The 15,064-nt window shown below is 53.3% G+C and carries 14 protein-coding genes; 7 read left to right on the top strand and 7 right to left on the bottom strand.

Going from position 1 to position 15,064, the window contains the following annotated elements:
- Window positions 1–93 precede the first annotated feature (93 nt).
- The 4 genes from BN8_RS33960 to BN8_RS20810 form a co-directional block, all read right to left on the bottom strand.
- A complete protein-coding gene (locus BN8_RS33960) occupies window positions 94–321 on the bottom strand; it encodes a helix-turn-helix domain-containing protein (RefSeq protein WP_192579081.1) in 228 nt (75 codons plus the stop codon).
- Between the two features lie 285 nt (window positions 322–606).
- Window positions 607–1,800 carry a PepSY-associated TM helix domain-containing protein gene (locus BN8_RS20820; protein ID WP_009283913.1) on the bottom strand — a complete coding sequence of 398 codons (1,194 nt, stop codon included), beginning with the start codon at window positions 1,798–1,800 and terminating at the stop codon, window positions 607–609.
- Window positions 1,801–1,804: 4 nt separating this feature from the next.
- Window positions 1,805–4,180, bottom strand: a complete 2,376-nt coding sequence (locus BN8_RS20815) for a TonB-dependent receptor (RefSeq protein WP_009283912.1) — start codon at window positions 4,178–4,180, stop codon at window positions 1,805–1,807.
- Window positions 4,181–4,277: 97 nt separating this feature from the next.
- The gene (locus tag BN8_RS20810; protein ID WP_009283911.1) at window positions 4,278–5,228 is read right to left on the bottom strand and encodes a tryptophan 2,3-dioxygenase family protein; all 951 of its coding nucleotides are present in this window, start codon (window positions 5,226–5,228) and stop codon (window positions 4,278–4,280) included.
- Between the two features lie 150 nt (window positions 5,229–5,378).
- On the opposite strand from BN8_RS20810, the gene BN8_RS20805 reads away from it, so the two are divergent.
- The 3 genes from BN8_RS20805 to BN8_RS20795 are packed head-to-tail and all read left to right on the top strand — an operon-like array spanning window position 5,379 to window position 7,856.
- The gene (locus BN8_RS20805; RefSeq protein WP_009283910.1) at window positions 5,379–6,542 is read left to right on the top strand and encodes an acyl-CoA dehydrogenase family protein; all 1,164 of its coding nucleotides are present in this window, start codon (window positions 5,379–5,381) and stop codon (window positions 6,540–6,542) included.
- Window positions 6,526–7,275, top strand: a complete 750-nt coding sequence (locus tag BN8_RS20800; protein ID WP_040006391.1) for a PIG-L deacetylase family protein — start codon at window positions 6,526–6,528, stop codon at window positions 7,273–7,275. Before BN8_RS20805 ends, BN8_RS20800 begins: the two co-directional genes overlap by 17 nt.
- Window positions 7,272–7,856, top strand: coding sequence for a class I SAM-dependent DNA methyltransferase (locus BN8_RS20795; RefSeq protein WP_009283908.1), 585 nt, complete (start codon window positions 7,272–7,274; stop codon window positions 7,854–7,856). The genes BN8_RS20800 and BN8_RS20795 overlap by 4 nt, the downstream gene beginning before the upstream one ends.
- Here the strand turns inward: BN8_RS20795 and BN8_RS20790 are convergent.
- Window positions 7,807–9,015: a glycosyltransferase family 2 protein gene (locus BN8_RS20790; protein WP_009283907.1), complete on the bottom strand. Its 1,209-nt coding sequence runs from the start codon at window positions 9,013–9,015 to the stop codon at window positions 7,807–7,809. The genes BN8_RS20795 and BN8_RS20790 overlap by 50 nt on opposite strands.
- Window positions 9,016–9,182: 167 nt before the next feature.
- On the opposite strand from BN8_RS20790, the gene BN8_RS20785 reads away from it, so the two are divergent.
- From BN8_RS20785 to BN8_RS20770, 4 genes are all read left to right on the top strand, one after another.
- Window positions 9,183–9,893, top strand: coding sequence for an SDR family oxidoreductase (locus tag BN8_RS20785; protein WP_009283906.1), 711 nt, complete (start codon window positions 9,183–9,185; stop codon window positions 9,891–9,893).
- A gap of 20 nt (window positions 9,894–9,913) precedes the next feature.
- Window positions 9,914–10,375 (top strand): helix-turn-helix transcriptional regulator, encoded by a 462-nt coding sequence (locus tag BN8_RS20780; RefSeq protein ID WP_009283905.1) that lies wholly within the window; start codon window positions 9,914–9,916, stop codon window positions 10,373–10,375.
- A gap of 103 nt (window positions 10,376–10,478) precedes the next feature.
- Window positions 10,479–11,036: a DUF4199 domain-containing protein gene (locus BN8_RS20775; RefSeq protein WP_009283904.1), complete on the top strand. Its 558-nt coding sequence runs from the start codon at window positions 10,479–10,481 to the stop codon at window positions 11,034–11,036.
- A gap of 453 nt (window positions 11,037–11,489) precedes the next feature.
- A complete protein-coding gene (locus BN8_RS20770) occupies window positions 11,490–12,305 on the top strand; it encodes a sterol desaturase family protein (RefSeq protein ID WP_009283903.1) in 816 nt (271 codons plus the stop codon).
- On the opposite strand, the gene BN8_RS20765 is transcribed toward BN8_RS20770, so the two are convergent.
- Both BN8_RS20765 and sufB read right to left on the bottom strand, forming a co-directional pair.
- A complete protein-coding gene (locus tag BN8_RS20765; RefSeq protein WP_009283902.1) occupies window positions 12,259–13,230 on the bottom strand; it encodes an aldo/keto reductase in 972 nt (323 codons plus the stop codon). The two genes, BN8_RS20770 and BN8_RS20765, sit on opposite strands and share 47 nt — an antisense overlap.
- Before the next feature lie 201 nt (window positions 13,231–13,431).
- Window positions 13,432–14,877, bottom strand: coding sequence for a Fe-S cluster assembly protein SufB (sufB, locus tag BN8_RS20760; protein WP_009283901.1), 1,446 nt, complete (start codon window positions 14,875–14,877; stop codon window positions 13,432–13,434).
- Window positions 14,878–15,064: the final 187 nt, after the last annotated feature.

Genomic DNA, 15,064 nt, shown 5'->3' with positions numbered 1-15,064 from the left:
TACTGATAAAATAGGCTGCCTATGTGGTCGTGTCTGTGCTGTAACACCATCGGACACGTCCTAAAATTGAGGATAGGCATTGATCCTTAGAGCTTAAGGCGAATTTTTAGACATCCCCTGACTGGTTTTGTTGTTATCCGCTTGATTTGGGGTAGGCTTCCTGGTAAACTGGACAGTAATGGACACATTGCATTGAAGCGCATTAGCCAGTTGGCCAACCAGTCCTTCAGTTGCATCTCGGCTCCCCCGACAGAGCTGATTGATCATACTGGGGCTTACCTTAACCCGCTTTGCTAGTTCGTCCTGGGTTATCCCAGTCATTGAAATAGCTTGAATAAGGGCATGGCTTATATTCATATCCCTCAAGAATTATAATTACACTGTCCATCTAACCGGGAAATGGTTAGTAAGAAAGTTAAGCGAGTTGATTGATGAGGAAACGGTACATACTCGTTATGGCGCGACCATTATAACGATCATACATCATTGAACAATACCATAAACCCGTAAGCCAACCCTGCGCAGGGTTGGCTTACGGGTTTTCGAAATCTTATACGAAGCGATACGGTACAAAGCTTCCAGCCAATAAAAACAGGACGGAAGCCATCAAATGTTAGCAGAAGAAACCGTTCGGATAGGTTTCGTGGGCTTTTGCACCCGTTGGGTTGTTTTGTTTTGCTTCCGGCGGCCGTGTTTACGCCGGCCCCACCAGATCAGGAAGCCGGTGATAGGCAAACTGGCCGCAATCAGCGAGGCAAAAAACGCCAGAATTTTACCCGGCAAACCCAGAATAGCACCCGTGTGGATGTCGTAATTCATGCGAATGAGCTTATCCGCGCGGTTGGCCTGGCCAAATCGACCGTAAACATGCCCAACAGAGAGCTCTTTCAACGTGTATTGGTCAAAGAATCGATAATCGGTTTGCCAGTACGTACGACCGTCGGGGTTGGCGCTGGCGGCAATGGCCGATGAATCCGTATCGGGAATATGCACCTCCATCACCTCCGCCGTAGGGTGTTCGGCGGTCATTTTTTGCCACACCCGGTCGATGGCCGGAGCCTGGGCAGGGAGAATTGCTAAGGGCTGCGGTTTGTCGGATACTGGGTCCTGATAAATCAATGACTTTTCGCCACCGGCCAGCGTATGTACCGACTTGGCAAACCACTGAAAGCCCCAGACCAGGCCCGTCAGGGCCAGAATGAGCAACACCCACGTCGCGTAGAAGCCCAGTACGTTGTGGAGGTCGTAGTTGGTCCGTCGCCAGGCTGCCTTCCATTTGATGGAAAACCGTTGCTTTGCCGCATTCCTGTTTTTAGGCCACCACAACACGATACCCGAAATCAGCATAACGACAAAGATCAACGTAGCCGACGCTACTACGGGCTGACCGATTGTCGGCGGTAACCAGAGGTAGAAATGTCCCATCAGCACAATCCGGAAGAAATCGGCGTCCATGTCTTTCACCTTCAGCACCTCGCCTGTGTACGGATTCAGATACACGCTGTAGTAATACGACGGCTCGAAGTGAAAGAACATCACCTGCGCGGCCTGGTCTTTTTTACCATACATCACGGCGTGCAAATGCTTTTCGGGCAACTCCTTCATGGCGATGGCCTTGAGCGTGGAGGGCGGCAGAAACGACTGGTTCCTGGCTTCGACGAACCGATACGACTGCGTCAGGTTCTGGATTTCGTCCTGGAACGCGTACAGGCAGCCCGTAATGCTGATAACAAACACCACCAGCCCGGACGCGAGTCCGAGCCAGAGGTGAATCATGCCGATTGTCTTCTTGATTGTCATAACGTTAGAAGCGGTAAGCCATACTTAAGCGGAAGTTACGCGGAGCTTCGGCCTGCCAGTAATAATAGCCACTGTAGGGATACGGAGCGCCCGAATACAGGTACGCATTCAGGATGTTGTTGACGTTCAGGGCCAGGCTAACCCGGTTGTTCTGCCACGATACGGCTCCGTCGGCGCGGAAGTAGTCAGGCAGGTTTGATTTGTTCGAGGTTGGGTCGACGAACCAGCCGAACCGCTCCAATTGCCCCTGGTACCCGAGCGAAACCCCTACGCCCTGCAACGCGCCCTTCCGCAGCCGATACGACAGCCAGGCGTTTGTTACGTGCTTGGCGAAACCGGGAACGTACTGACCAACGTTTTCTGAACGCGTGTCTTTCGTGATTTTCGAGTCGGTGTAGGCGTAGTTAGCCACCAGGCTCAGACCGGGTAACAGCTCGCCCTGTAGGTCAAATTCAACCCCGCTGGTACGGGTCTGCCCGAGTTGTACCGAGAAGTTCGGATTGCCGGGGTCGGCCGTTAATACGTTGTTCTTCGTAATCTGATACACCGAAAGTGTTGACTGCCAGCGCCCACCGGCCCACTCTCTCTTCAAGCCAGCTTCGAGGTTGTCGCCCGTGATCGGTCGGAACGCATTGCCCCGCGCATCGACACCGGATTGAGGTACGAATGCCTGGTCGTACAGTGCGTACACTGACGTTTGTTTGTTGATCGAGCCGCTGATGCCTACCCGTGGGGTAAATACAGTCTCATCGGTGCCGCTACCATACTGGCTGTCTTTGGCGGAGGTAAGTCGGCCGGCCAGCGTCAGGCGGATGCGGTCCTGCCAGAAACGTAGCTCGTCCTGCACATAAATTCCCGCGTATGACTGGCTCAGTACGTTAACCCCGGCCCGGTAACGCAGGCTCGTTGAGCGGTTGAATCGGGGCAGCAGGTTCGCCGGCAAATAGTAGTTGGGCTGGTAGATGTTGAAGACCGTCGTGCTGTCGTAGAGCGGAAACGACTGGTTCCAGTCGGCGATGTATTTCTTGTTACCCAGGTCCAGGCCAGCCAGAATGCGGTGGGTAACCGGTCCGGTCGTTACGTCGCCGTTAATGAAAAGCTGCCCGAATTTACCTTCGTTGGATGCGTCCCAGATGCTGACATTGCGGTATAAATCCCCGTTGGCCTTTGCCGAGTCGGCCCATAGCGAGCTGCCGATCTGCTTGTAGTTGAAGTAGGCGAGCTGGCCTGTCAGCTTCCAGTTGGGGCTGATCTGGTGTTCCAGAATCACGAACGAGCTGTGATCATTGATGTTGGTTGGGTCCAGGTTAGCCGAAGCCGTCGTTGCGTTGAACGGTAGCCGCTCGAAACCGTTTTTGGCAAACAGGTAAGCTGATCCAATGGCCGACATCTGCGAGAACTGGTAGGTGTATTCAGCCGTGATCGAGGTCTGTTCGCTGAGTTTGTATTTCAGCACCGGTGCGATCGTGTAGCGGTTGTTGTACTCAAACTCCCGGAACGAACCTTTGGCCTGCCCCATCAGGTTCAGCCGGTACAGCAGGCTGCCATCCTGCTTGAGTTTGCCGTCCAGATCGACCGTGGCGCGGTACGTATCAAAACTACCCATCGTCATCGTAGCTTCGCCTTTAGTTATACCGGTCGGCTTTTTGGTCACGACGTTATAAAAACCGCTCGGTTCGCCGTTTGCCATCATGAACCCGGCGGGACCTTTTACGAACTCGATCCGCTCCACCATCGACATATCTTCGGCCAGCGGCCCCCAGGTTGACTGTACGTTCATGCCGTTGCGGAAGGGGGCAATCCGCGAGCCGCGCATGTTCAACCGGGCGTAGTTGTCCCAGTGTTCCTGTTTGGTAACGCCACTGATATTGCGCGAAACTCCTTCGAGCATATCGAAAATCTGCTGGTCGGCCAGAAGTTGGCGGTTAACTACCTGCACGTTCTGCGGCAGTTCAATCAACGGCGTTTTGACACGCAGGCTGTAGGACGGTAGGTCAGCTTTGTAGGGGTTTTTACCCTCTACGGTTACCTCGTCGAGGTTCTGAGCAGACTCGTTGAGCATCAGGTTCGCAGCCTCCGTCGTTTCATTGGCCCGGACCGTAATCGATTGCTGGGACCGACCATGGCCCATCCGGCTGATTATTAAAGTGTAGGTTCCGGCCGGTACGTTATTGAGCTGGTACGTGCCCTGTTCATTGGTAAGCGTTCCGAACTGCGTCCCGGACAACCGTACGTTGACCTGGGGCAGCGGCTGGCCATTGTGGTCATTGACTTTCCCAATGATGATGCCCGTTGTAGACGTCTGCGCAAGCAGAGAAGGTATTACGGTTACCCAAAAGGATAACGCGATCAGTATAGTGAGTAAGGATCTATAGCTCATACTTATTTAGACTAATTCTAATGCAAATGAAAAGGGTATATCGATATGTCCGACGTGTGTATCGGTATGTTATAATAGAAACTTGATATAGTTTAAATTATGGGGTTAAGTTATTGATAGGCTGGTCGGGCTGCCGGATCGATTGCCCCCACGCTTGCCGTTCGTCCTGTGACCAGAGCGATGGAAAAAATACCCGTTGCTGCTGAACGGGCGGGAGGTAGGTTTGCCAGTTCGTGCCCCCGGTTGCCCGAATATCTTCCGGTTCTTTATGAAGATACTGCACGGCCGAACGCAGGTGAGCCAGCTTCCATCGGACATTGACGCGGTGGTCGTACTCCCGCAGGGCCATACGAAGATCGTCAGTGATCTGTCCGGCTGTTTCTAATGCCTGGTAGCGCTGATACAGGTTTTTGGCCTGATAACTTTCGGCCAGCCGGATGAGTCGCGTGCTGTACTGTTGGTCGAACTGGCGGAGCGTCAGTGTTTTCTGCTGGGTTGCCAGCTCGGTAGCGCCCCGTTTCCAGTAGATGGCGTCATACTGCCCGGCGATGGACGTAGCGCTTGTTGGTGGCTCGGCCAGCAGGTTGGTAAAGTCGGTCGAAACGATTTCAATCTCACGAAACTGCACCGACTGAAACCCGCTCGAGGGCAGCAACGCCATGCGAAACTTCAAAAACTGCTCCCGCTCCATTCCCGAAATCATAATTCCGAACGACTCTTCGAGCAGGGCAAAGTACCGGTTAATACGCTGCATCCGGGCCGTAAAGAAGCTGGTCGTTAGGGGTTGCGCGTCAGCAATCTGGGCAATTTCGTGCAGAATCAGTTTGAAGTATAGCTCCGTAATTTGATGATACGTGACAAAGATCAGCTCGTCGGGGTAGGCGGTTTTGGGGTTTTGCAGCGACAGCAGCGTATCAAGATGAACGTAATCCCAGTACGTCAGGTAATCGGCCTGGAGCAGGCCTTCGAGGTAGGCGTTCATATCCTGCCCCATGGCGGCAAATTTCTGCTCTAACTGGTGTAGTTTGTTGGCGAGGGATTCGTGCATAGTCTGTTGAATAACGTAGTAAAGATACGCAGCTTCGTTGTATCCGATGAAGCTGCCGGGGCACTCTGTCCAAAGCTGGCTATACGATGGAAATTGGCGTTATGTTGACGGGGCGGTAAACATTTTGCTTATACATAGCATTGCAATCGTATGATGGATTCATCAACGACACCCGCTACACGCCTGACAGAACGAATTAACCCTCAACTTATAAATCAACTGGTGCAACGGCTGGCTGACTATGCTCCGCAGAGTGATGTAGAAGGCGCGTTTCCAGAAAACGAATTTCAATGGCTGGCCGATGCCGGTTTATTGGGTATAACCCTGCCTGACCAGGAGCTTGATTTTAACCAGCCGCAAACGGGCGAATTATTGCAGCTACTCAAACGCATCGGAAGCGGTAACCTATCGGTCGGACGGCTCTATGAAGGCCACCTCAACGCGTTGCTGCTCATTCATTTGTTTGGCACAACGGAACAGCAGAAACGCTACTACGCCGATGTGATCGATCATCAGCGGTTGTTCAGTGTCTGGAATACGCAGGCTGACGACGGTGTTCGTATCCATGCCGTCGGGGCGGGTCGGTACGTGCTAAAGGGCGCTAAAACGTTTTGCTCCGGCGCGGGCTGGATTCAGCGGCCATTGATTACGGGCGAACTGATAGGTGCCGACCGGACCGGCTGGCAAATGTGCATCGTCCCGACGGAGAGCGTGAAAGCTATCCCTCAGGACGACCGTTTCTGGCAACCGCTGGGTATGCGTTCATCGGCCAGTTTTAAACTGGACTTCACGGGTATTGAAGTAAATGAACACGATCTGCTGGGTGCGCCCGGCGATTATCTGCGGCAGCCGTACTTCAGTGGGGGGGCTATTCGTTTTGCCGCTGTTCAGCTTGGAGCGGCCGAAGCGTTAGTAAACGAAACCCGGACGTATTTAAATAACCTGAATCGTATAAGCGACCCATTTCAGCAGGCCCGGGTGGCGGAAATGGCCTGCCTGGTCGAATCTGGCAGCCAGTGGCTCACTTCCGCCGGCGATAAGACCGACGCCTGGCTGGCCCAGCACGCAGAGGCCGATAAGATTGTGGCGTATGCCAATATGACCCGTACGGCTATCGAACAAATCTGCCTGCGAACGCTGGAACTGGCCGAACGGTCGGTGGGGGCCAGGGGGCTGCTGCGTCCGCTACCGTTCGAGCGTATTCACCGGGATCTGAGCATGTACCTGCGCCAGCCCGCGCCGGATGCGGCTCTTACCCAAACGGGTCATTATGTACTGCAAAACCTTTCCCGGATTCATGATCTCTGGCATTGATCAAACTCAGTTTATCGACAAGTACGTTGAACCGGCCGGTGATAGGTTACTACACCAGTTCGGCGCGACGGTCGTGATTGCTCCGCATCCCGATGATGAATCGCTGGGGTGCGGGGGGACGATTGCCCGGCTGCGGCAGGCCGGCTATCCGGTTCATGTCATCTTCGTCAGCGACGGGAGTATGTCGCATCCGCAGTCAAAGCAGTACCCAGCCGACAGACTGCGGCAACTCCGCGAAACTGAAGCGCTTGAAGCCTTGCGTATTCTGGGTGTTGAAGCGGAGGCTGTTCAGTTCATGCGGCTCAAGGATACGCAGGTGCCAACGCCGGATAGCCCGACGTTTACGACAGCAAGCAGAGACGTAGCCGATCGGCTGGAAAACATAGCGCCGGAAACGGTATTGGTACCCTGGCGACGCGATCCGCACCCCGACCATCGGGCCTCGTGGCATCTCACCCAGGCTGCCGTAGCGCAGCTAACTGACCCGCCGACTGTGGTTGAGTATCCTATCTGGTTGTGGGAATTAGGCACCAACGAAGACCGACCTCATCTTGGCGAGGTACGTATGCAAAGCGTAGCTATTGATTCGGTCATGGCGTTGAAGCAGCAGGCCATTGCCGCGCATTGTTCTCAGGTAACGCGGTTAATCGACGATGACCCTACCGGTTTTTACTTGTCCCCTGACTTGCTGCGCTTTTTTCAAATTCCGACCGAAGTGTTTTTTCAATCATGAGCAGTAGCTTATCGCAGGCTTATTTCGACCATATCTACCGCGCCAGCGACGACCCCTGGCAGTTTGCCACCAGCGAATACGAACGCAGTAAGTACCAGGCTACATTGGCCGCTCTTCCCAACGAACGATATGCCAACGCCTTCGAAATTGGCTGTTCGATTGGTGTCTTGAGCGCAATGCTGGCGCAACGATGTGATCGGTTACTGTCCGTCGATGCCAGCGAGTTGCCGCTAAAGCAAGCCCGTGAGCGACTGGCGGCCTTCCCGCAGGTTACCGTCCGGCAGATGAGCATACCTGGTCAGTTCCCCGATGATCAGTTCGATCTGATTTTGTTGTCCGAAGTTGGTTATTACCTCTCCCTGGACGACCTGCGGCAGGCGCAACACTGTATGCTTGACCACCTGCGGCCCGGTGGCCACCTGCTCCTGGTGCACTGGACGCCGTTCGTACCGGACTATCCCCTGACGGGCGATCAGGTACACGAGGCTTTCCTGGAACTGACTGCCCCTGGGCAACCCCTGCAATCCCTGCTTAGCCAACGGAACGAACAGTACCGACTCGACCTGTTGGAGAAGCGGTAGTGGCAGTTAATGAACAGAAATAATCGCGTAGCTGCTGAATGGCTTCCGTAATGGGAATAGGTGGCCATGCCCGGAGCCAGTCGTTATGGCTCATGCTGACTTCTACCTGCTCCCAAAGCTGCCCAAAATAGGGGTAAGCCGTTAGGTGACATTGTAACCAGCGTTCGGAGATGCACAGTTCCCGAGCAATGATGGCTAATTCGTCCGTCGAAACGGTTGCATGGCGGTGTTGCCACAGCAGGCGAAGCCGATGCCGGTTACTGAACCGGATTAATAAAGCACCGGGTGGTTCGGCTAACTGCACCTGCTGATCGTAGTGCATCTTTGCCCAGCTACGTAGCTGCTCTGAGAAACCAATCGCTACACGTCCCTGGAGCCGGGCCGACGTACGAACTTTTACGTGGGGACTTTTTCGAATTTTGGCATCGATACGCAGCAGCGCTTTGTAAAGCGCTTCGTCTTCCAGATAAGGCACTTCCGGTAGCCGTCCAGCCTGTAGGTACGCCCGGCAGGTTACGGCAAAGCTGGCTCCAAAATGCTGAAAATGGCGCGGCCAGGGGTCGTGTACGTGCGGGTCGAGCAGCGATTCAACCTTGGTAATCAGTTGGCGATACGTCACATCGCGCACATGAAATAATCGCGCCGGGCTGCTGTCGGGCTGGGCAATGATGCGCCCGGCTACCGCGTCGCAGCCTTTATCGATCTCCGCCATAATATGCCATAACCACTGAGCATCTACCGTAGTATCGCCGTCAGTGGAGGCAATGATGCCGTTTTCATTACCGACGCTCAGCAGTCGCCGACACGCTTCGTCCATCAGCAGCCGCCGGACGGTACCGATGTTGGCCTGGTGTGCGGGAAGCTGAATCTGCGCAAGGTGTAGCGGAAAGTCGGGATAACAAGTCTGGTAATGCTTAGCCAGCTCGTAAGAGTCGTCTGTGCAGTTGTTTGCCAGCAGCAGAACCTCGTACAAATCCGGGCTAATTGGCCCGGCGTTCGCGTTGATCTGATTCCGGAGGGCATCCAGCGTTTGCTCCAGGTGAGCCGTTTCGTCGCGCACCGGAACAATGACTGATATACGTAATGCTGATGAAACCGAGTCGTTGAAAAGATGATGAACGGGTGTTTCGTTCAGTGTAGGGTGTATGTCTACGGGCATACTCGTCGTAATCGCCTACGCCGTGTGTTACACATAAGCGCATATGACAACCGGCCGTTCAGGCTAATTGTTAGTAGATAACTAACGTAGGCTATAGATGCCTGCATTCTTTGCAAAATCATCACGAACTTAGCGCCTGACTGCTTCGGGCAGCTAACGTATATGTCATGAGTATAGAGAACAAAACCGTTATTATCTCCGGCGCATCGCGGGGTATTGGCCGGGCTACGGCGTTATTATTAGCCGAACAGGGAGCGAATGTAGTCATAACAGCCCGCAACGTGATTGAACTGAAGCAGGTTGAATCCGCGGGTCCGCATGGTCGTGTCGTGGCCGTTCCCGGCGACGTATCCAGCGAGTCCGACATGCAGCGCGTTGTGGAAACGGCTCTCGAGCGCTTCGGCCGAATCGACATCGTTATCAACAACGCGGGTTACGGTGTGTTCAAAAACGTCGACGAAATCACTGTGGACGAGTGGGATGCCCTAATGGACACCAATGTGAAAGGGACATTCCTGCTGACCAAAGCCGCCCTGCCAACCTTAAAAGCTCAGGGATCGGGGCATATCGTGGTCGTGGCCTCAGACGTAGCCAAGCGGACATTCGCGGGTGGTTCGCTCTATACGGCCAGTAAGTACGCGCAGGAAGCGTTTATGGGCGCGTTGCGGAAGGAGGTTCGGCCGTTCGGGATCAAAGTGACAGGCGTTTATTCGGGCCTGGTTGATTCGCACTTTCACGCCAAAGGCCACGGTCATGAAACCTCACAAAACTGGCTGAAAGAGGAAGACATGGCTGAGTCAATGCTCTTCATTGTCAGTCGCCCGGCTCATGTCGTCATTGACGAGTTTATGGTGCACCCGCTGGAGCAGGAGTATTAATTCGTACAGACACATTCATTATGACCCGAAAGGCGTCTAAGGTTCGGATGGTGCTGCTTTATGGCCTGGCGCTGGGAGTTCTACTGAGCGTAATGGCCTGGTCGCGGTATCGGTTCATGGTGATCGATCATGCGCTTGAAGCCTATGTCCTCTTGGTTGCAATCCTCTTTGTGGGCGTAGGCATCTGGGTTGGGCTTCGCTGGTCAGCGCCGGTGATTGTTGAAAAGACGGTCGTAGTGTCGGTGCCGGTGGTTCCGCTTCAACCGGCGCCCCAGGTATTGGCGCAACTGGGTATCAGCAGCCGGGAACTGGAGGTGCTGGACCAACTGGCGCAGGGGTGCAGCAACGAAGAAATTGCCAGTCATCTGTTCGTCTCCACTAATACTGTCAAGACGCATCTGAGTAACCTATATGCCAAATTAGACGTAAAACGCCGGACGCAGGCCGTTGACAAAGCCCGGTCGCTGGGACTGATTCGGTAAGGGAATTCCTCATTCGTTTGGGTGATTTAAGTAAAATCACCCAAACGAATGAAAGAAACGTGCATTGCGAAGGACAATTTTGGCCGACAAACCAACCAAAACTATGCAACGTACTATCCTTATCTTCGGGAGCATCGCCGGTCTGATTGTATCCGCCATGCTGGTGGTTATGATGCTCATTCACCAGCAAAATCCAACCAGCTTCGAGTGGGGTGAGCTAATCGGCTACACGTCTATGCTCCTGGCCGCGTCGATGATTCCGGTAGCCATCAAGAGCTACCGGGACCGGTACCAGGCCGGACAGATTTCCTTTAAAGACGCCTTTCTGATGGGACTAAGTATTGCCCTGATCGCTTCGGCACTATACGTAGCAACCTGGGTCATCGTCTACAAAACGGTGTATCCAAACTTCGTCCAGGATTACACCGCCAGCGCACTTAATAAACTGAAATCAGACGGAAAATCACCGGCTGAGCTTGAACAGGCCCGGCAGGAGATGAGCAGGATGTTCGCCTACTACGATACCTGGGTGGGGCTGATTGGCATTACGTTTCTGGAGATCTTCCCCATCAATCTACTCGTTACCCTGATTAGTGCCCTGGTGCTGAAGCGCAAACGAGCGGATAATATTCCGAGTCCGTTGGCCGGTACAACCATTTAAGCTCAGTACGTATTGGTGATAGGCTACTGTAAAAACGTCAGGAAAGCCGCTTGTGTGCTGTAGTAAAAGCAAAAAAGGAAGTAAGGCTTCCTTTTGATGATGTCGCTGTCGTTTGGCTGTACTTCACAAGCTTTCTGGTAGGCCTGGATGGCATGTGACCTCCTCCGTTAAACTGACGGGTTTTACCAAACTCATCTGTATAGTGACTTTATGGCTGAAGAATGTAACGCTTGATCACAAAACAAACCAAAATTATACAGCTAACTAACCCTGTATCTAGAATGACTACCAATTTTTAGGCGTAACTGCTTCTCTTTAAACACGTTTATAAACAAAGCGCTTCAATAGCGACCACTTATACAATACATACCCCATAAACTAAATTTGCAGGCCTAAGTCGATATTATCCTATGTAGTTTCACTCTAAGGGTTAAACTACACCCCGTAACGTTTATGGATTTACTTCTCGACGAATGGTTGATGACGAGCTGGGGGCTGGTTATGAAGTACCTGTTAGTGGCTGGGTTAGCTTATCTGCTCTGCTACATTATCCTCAAAAAAGTACTGATCGGACGAAAGATTCAGAAGAAACTGCCAAAACCGGCTGACTATCAGCGTGAAATCGGCTATTCTGTACTGGCCATGCTGATCATGACAGCGAGTGCTGCGCTTAATGCAACGGTACTGTTGCCGTACAACAACGTCTATTTTGGCATAGATACGTATGGCTGGGGATACTATCTATTTTCGTTCGTCTGGATGATCGCGCTGCACGATACCTACTTTTACTGGATGCACCGGACAATTCACCACCCCCGATTGTTCAGGACGTTTCACTTAGTGCACCACCGTTCAACCAATCCGTCGCCTTGGGCGGCTTATGCCTTTCATCCATTGGAGGCAATTCTGGAAGGGGCCATCCTGCCTATTATTGCGTTTACACTGCCCATACACTGGTCAGCCATGGTGATGTTCTTCATTTTCTCGGTTGTGCACGACGTCTATATCCACCTGGGCTATGAGATTCTGCCAAGTCGGTTTCATCAGACTCGCGTGGGGCGTTGGATCAATACGTCGGTGGCTCACAACCAGCACCATAGGCACTTCGGCGGGAATTTCGGGCTGTATTTTACGTGCTGGGATCGGTGGATGGGAACATTGCGGAGTGACTACGACGAAGCGTATACCAAAGCCACTCCACAACGAACAGTACTCGATGCTGCTACTGTGACCACTCCGTCGGTGTCCGGTCCCAGCGGTGGGCTTTGAGTTCATCCAGCAATTCCTGCGAAAGACCCTGCCCATCACTAACCGCGTTGTTGGCCTCTACGTTACGGAGTTTGCGCATACCCGGAATCGTCGTATGAACGTCGGGGTTGCTGAGGATGAACCGCAACGCCATTTCGGGCATATTCATGCCTTGCGGTACCAGCGGCTTCAGCGCGTCGGCGTGTTCGACGCTGCTGTTCAGGTTCTCGGGAACGAAATACGTTGAGCGCCAGTCGTTGGCCGGGAAGGTCGTTTCTTTGGTAAACGTACCGGTCAGCGTACCTTCATCAAATGGGACGCGGGCGATAATACCCAGGTTTAGCTCGCGGCAGAGCGGAAAGAGGTTATCTTCCGGGTTCTGATCGAAAATGTTGTAAATGACCTGCACGGCGTCGATCAGACCGGTACGTAATGTGTTCAGGCAGTTGTCGGGCTCCCAGCGGTTCACTGAAATGCCCCATGCCTGTACCTTACCTTCCTGCGTCAGTTTCTGTACGGCTTCTTTCCACTCGTCGCGGTCAGCCCAGGCGTCTTCCCACACGTGGAATTGCATCAGATCGATGGTTTCAACCTGTAGGTTTTTCAGGCTCTTTTCGGTGTATTCGATGATGTGGCTGGCTGGGAATACGTCCTCCAGTTTGTATTCCGGCTTCGACGGCCACTTAAAATTCATGGGTGGAATTTTGGTGGCCGCGTAAAGCCGCTTACCCGTATTACGTTTGAGTAGATCGCCCAGAATCTGTTCGCTCAGGCCGGAGCCGTAGCCCCAGGCGGTGTCGAAGAAGTTGCAGCCACGTTCAACGGCGAGGTCGAGGGCCTGGTCAATTTCGGTACGTTCGGAGCCGGTCCAGTCGGCGAGTCCCCACATGCCGTAGCCAATTTCACTGACTTGCCAGCCGGTGCGGCCAAAGGTTCGGTATTGCATTATTAGCTAAACTTGTGATTTGTACGTTGGTGACCTTATAAGTCGCAGCCAAGCTACGAACTTCACAGTACAAACCATAAATTCGACGTTGGGTTACGCGCTTCCGTTACTATTCAACTTTAGCTATCTTAAGGACTACTTTTCATGAAAAAGCCCCTACGTTTCCGCAGGGGCTTCCATATACCAGATTACTATAATCAATTAACCAACCGATCCTTCCAGGCTGATCTCCAGCAGCTTCTGGGCTTCAACGGCGAACTCCATCGGCAACTGGTTCAGGACTTCCTTGGCGTACCCGTTAATGATAAGGGCTACGGCCTGCTCGGTTGGGATACCACGCTGGTTGCAGTAAAACAACTGGTCTTCACCAATTTTCGACGTAGTGGCTTCGTGCTCAACGGTGGCCGTGGGGTTGTTCACCTCGATGTACGGGAACGTATGGGCTCCGCACTTGTCGCCCAGCAGCAGCGAGTCACACTGCGAGAAGTTCCGGGCGTTTTCGGCCCGCTTCAGCACCTGTACCAGACCACGGTATGAGTTCTGGCTCTTACCGGCCGAGATCCCCTTCGATACAATCCGGCTCTTGGTGTTCTTGCCAATGTGAACCATCTTGGTGCCGGTGTCGGCCTGCTGCATATTATTTGTCACAGCTACCGAATAGAATTCGCCAATCGAGTTGTCGCCCTTCAGGATAACCGACGGGTACTTCCATGTAATGGCTGAACCGGTTTCAACCTGCGTCCACGAAATCTTCGAGTTCGGGCCGTCGCAGATACCGCGCTTGGTCACGAAGTTGTAGATACCGCCCCGACCTTCTTTGTCGCCGGGATACCAGTTCTGCACGGTCGAATACTTAATTTCCGCGTCGGCGAAGGCAATTAACTCCACCACGGCCGCGTGCAACTGGTTCTCGTCGCGCTGGGGAGCCGTACAGCCTTCGAGGTAGCTAACGTAGCTGCCTTCGTCGGCGACGATCAGCGTGCGCTCGAACTGACCCGTACCGGCCGCATTGATGCGGAAGTACGTCGACAGCTCCATCGGGCACCGAACACCCTTCGGGATGTAGCAGAATGATCCGTCGGAGAAAACGGCCGCGTTCAGGGCGGCAAAGTAGTTGTCCTTGGCCGGTACGACCGAGCCGAGGTACTTCTTCACCAGTTCAGGATGCTCCTGAATGGCTTCTGAGATCGAGCAGAAAATAATGCCACGCTCGGCAAGGTCCTTTTTAAACGTCGTCGCAACGGACACGGAGTCCATTACGGCATCGACCGCTACGCCAGACAGGCGCTTCTGTTCGTTCAGGGAAATGCCCAGACGTTCGAACGTCCGGCGCAGTTCAGGGTCAATGTCGTCGAGTGACTCAACCTTCTTCTGCTGCTTCGGAGCCGAATAGTACTTAATGGCCTGGTAGTCAATTTTAGGGTACTTGACGTTGGGCCAGTGAGGTTCGGTCATTTCCTGCCACAGCCGGAATGCTTTCAGCCGGTTTTCCAGCATCCATTCCGGTTCGTTCTTCTTGGCGGAGATGAACCGTATAATATCTTCGTCCAAGCCCTGCGGAGCCTCGTCTGCCTCGATCAGGGTCTCAAACCCATACTTATACTCAGCGTTAGTGATGCTCTCTAAGAGTTCGACTTCTTTGCTCATGGTTAGTAAACGCGTAGTTTAGAAACGCGCTGTCGTATGGAATTAACAATCGGCCGGGTAGGTACGTTCCTGGCAGAATGGACAAATATCGGAAACTTTCGGCTAATTCGACAGCCTGAATCTCTATACGTGTTCCGATAGGGCGTTCTGAAAACTACGGTTGCGCGTCACACTTTCTGCGCCAGCG

This window comes from Fibrisoma limi BUZ 3, from assembly GCF_000296815.2.
Lineage (GTDB): Bacteria > Bacteroidota > Bacteroidia > Cytophagales > Spirosomataceae > Fibrisoma > Fibrisoma limi.
This window is presented reverse-complemented; position numbering and strand designations above follow the sequence as displayed.

Excerpts from the sequence above, each read along its gene's own strand:
- BN8_RS20780 (WP_009283905.1), top strand. The coding sequence starts at position 9,914 with ATGACCCGAAAGGCGTCTAAGGTTCGGATGGTGCTGCTTTATGGCCTG.
- BN8_RS20765 (WP_009283902.1), bottom strand. The coding sequence starts at position 13,230 with ATGCAATACCGAACCTTTGGCCGCACCGGCTGGCAAGTCAGTGAAATT.
- BN8_RS20770 (WP_009283903.1), top strand. The coding sequence starts at position 11,490 with ATGGATTTACTTCTCGACGAATGGTTGATGACGAGCTGGGGGCTGGTT.
- BN8_RS20775 (WP_009283904.1), top strand. The coding sequence starts at position 10,479 with ATGCAACGTACTATCCTTATCTTCGGGAGCATCGCCGGTCTGATTGTA.
- sufB (WP_009283901.1), bottom strand. The coding sequence starts at position 14,877 with ATGAGCAAAGAAGTCGAACTCTTAGAGAGCATCACTAACGCTGAGTAT.
- BN8_RS33960 (WP_192579081.1), bottom strand. The coding sequence starts at position 321 with ATGACTGGGATAACCCAGGACGAACTAGCAAAGCGGGTTAAGGTAAGC.
- BN8_RS20800 (WP_040006391.1), top strand. The coding sequence starts at position 6,526 with ATGATCTCTGGCATTGATCAAACTCAGTTTATCGACAAGTACGTTGAA.
- BN8_RS20810 (WP_009283911.1), bottom strand. The coding sequence starts at position 5,228 with ATGCACGAATCCCTCGCCAACAAACTACACCAGTTAGAGCAGAAATTT.
- BN8_RS20815 (WP_009283912.1), bottom strand. The coding sequence starts at position 4,180 with ATGAGCTATAGATCCTTACTCACTATACTGATCGCGTTATCCTTTTGG.
- BN8_RS20790 (WP_009283907.1), bottom strand. The coding sequence starts at position 9,015 with ATGCCCGTAGACATACACCCTACACTGAACGAAACACCCGTTCATCAT.
- BN8_RS20785 (WP_009283906.1), top strand. The coding sequence starts at position 9,183 with ATGAGTATAGAGAACAAAACCGTTATTATCTCCGGCGCATCGCGGGGT.
- BN8_RS20805 (WP_009283910.1), top strand. The coding sequence starts at position 5,379 with ATGATGGATTCATCAACGACACCCGCTACACGCCTGACAGAACGAATT.
- BN8_RS20795 (WP_009283908.1), top strand. The coding sequence starts at position 7,272 with ATGAGCAGTAGCTTATCGCAGGCTTATTTCGACCATATCTACCGCGCC.
- BN8_RS20820 (WP_009283913.1), bottom strand. The coding sequence starts at position 1,800 with ATGACAATCAAGAAGACAATCGGCATGATTCACCTCTGGCTCGGACTC.